Source organism: Polaromonas sp. P4_H1 (assembly GCF_056400945.1).
Genome location: NZ_JBFUKG010000071.1, coordinates 1 through 667, shown reverse-complemented (window position 1 = coordinate 667; position 667 = coordinate 1). Strand labels below are relative to the sequence as shown.

The 667-nt window shown below is 64.5% G+C and carries 2 protein-coding genes; one reads left to right on the top strand and one right to left on the bottom strand.

What is annotated here, in order from left to right; all coding sequences use genetic code 11:
• Positions 1-430 (top strand): MFS transporter (locus AC1DS5_RS25125; RefSeq protein ID WP_477720964.1); only part of this gene is annotated, 430 nt, incomplete at its 5' end.
• On the opposite strand, the gene AC1DS5_RS25120 is transcribed toward AC1DS5_RS25125, so the two are convergent.
• Positions 400-667: enolase C-terminal domain-like protein (locus tag AC1DS5_RS25120; protein WP_477720963.1), on the bottom strand; the 268-nt coding region annotated here is incomplete at its 5' end. The genes AC1DS5_RS25125 and AC1DS5_RS25120 overlap by 31 nt on opposite strands.

Genomic DNA, 667 nt, shown 5'->3' with positions numbered 1-667 from the left:
GTTCGCGGTGTCGCCGCGCCTGACATTGGCACCTGCGACCATGGTCATCCTCGGTGGCCTCGGCGCATTGTTGCGCTGGACGCTGACCGCGCAAACGCTTCCGCTCCCGATTCTCGTGGTTGTGCAATTGCTGCACGGCGCGACCTACGGTCTGACGCAACTCGGCACAATGGGCCTGTTGCTGCATCACGTGCCGCCGCACGTCATGGCGCGGGCACAGGGTTATGTCACCGCCTGCACAGGCCTTGTGATGAGCAGCATGGCGGTTCTGTCAGGCGCGATCTATGCACGTTACGGCGAGGGCGTTTACTACGTGATGGCCGTGCTTGGCCTTGCCGGCGCGACCGTCATATGGTTCGGCCGGCATCGCGCCGGGCAGCCGCCGGACGTTGCGGGCGATCAGCCCCAGAGCGCCGCGTCGGGCGGATAGACCGTGCTTTCGTCATAGCGCAGACCGCCGTCGCGATCTCCGGCGAGCAATAGCGGGCCATCAAGATCGACGAAGCGTGCATATTGCGCAATCAGCATCGCGGGCGCCATCGCGAGCGACGTCGCCACCATGCAGCCGACCATGATGTCGAGATTCATGGCGCGCGCGGCATCGGCCATCGCCAGCGCTTCGGTCAGGCCACCGGCCTTGTCGAGCTTAATATTGATCGCATCATAG